The following is an 895-nucleotide window of genomic DNA, read 5'->3' as shown; positions in this document are numbered from 1 at the left end:
AATAATGTCTTGAGTTTTCTTTAGAAGCAGGTCCTATACAAGTTAATGCATGGATTCCTCCATCTAATACTTCAAGTGGAGATAACATAACTGGAACGTTTCCAAGGTCAACGTTAGGCTTAGCTCCTAATGTTCCAACAGGCTCAACTGGTAATATTAAGTTATCGTGCATTGCACCTTGTCCCATTATCTCTTTAACTATAACTACTTTTTTCTTTCCAGGTCTTCTGTATTGAGTTAATTCTTCAGTTTCAACAACTAAAGACTCATCAGCGTTCTTTAAAGCTTCTCTTATTTCTTGAGTTATAACATCTGTAGCCATATGAGCTGCAAGAGGTCCTGGTCTTTCCATATTCATTCCAGCCTTAACTGTAACTTGAGTTTTTATGAATATGTCTCCTTTATCTGGAGCTCCTGGTCTTCCCCACATGATGNTGTTACCATAACTATAACACCATCTACTATTCTAGTGCTACCTGATCCTAGTTCTCCCTCTTCTTTAGTAGCTATAGGTTGAACATCCATTATAGTTTCACTGTAAGTGTTATACTTATCAGGAGTTATTATTTCTAACTTCATATCTACTACTAATTCTTGACTTGCTATTGCTTGAGGGCAAATATCTTTTCTTATATAAAGAGTAGTTCCTTCTATTTTAGTTTCATCAGCAAGCTCAACTTTTTCTATTTTAAAGTGCTTTCTAGTTAATGATCTAATAGCTTTAGCTTCTTTAACTTCAGCAACTGGTGCAGCAACTAATTCAGCAGTTTGAGCAGCAGCTGGTACAAATCCCATAGAAGCAGCTACATTTAAAGGTATTTCTAAATCTATATTTCTTCCTTCTCCTATGTGTATCTTAACAGATCCACCTGCAACTGGAGTAACGGCAGTTACT

At 36.0% G+C, this 895-nt stretch carries 1 pseudogene; it reads right to left on the bottom strand.

Features of this window, described 5'->3' with window-relative positions:
* A pseudogene (locus WJW32_RS09740) lies at nucleotides 1-895 on the bottom strand (D-proline reductase (dithiol) proprotein PrdA); the annotation flags it as partial.

The organism is Tepidibacter sp. Z1-5 (assembly GCF_037844525.1).
Lineage (GTDB): Bacteria > Bacillota > Clostridia > Peptostreptococcales > Peptostreptococcaceae > Tepidibacter_A.
Note: the sequence above shows the minus strand (reverse complement) of the source record. Positions and strands in the feature narration are given on the sequence as shown.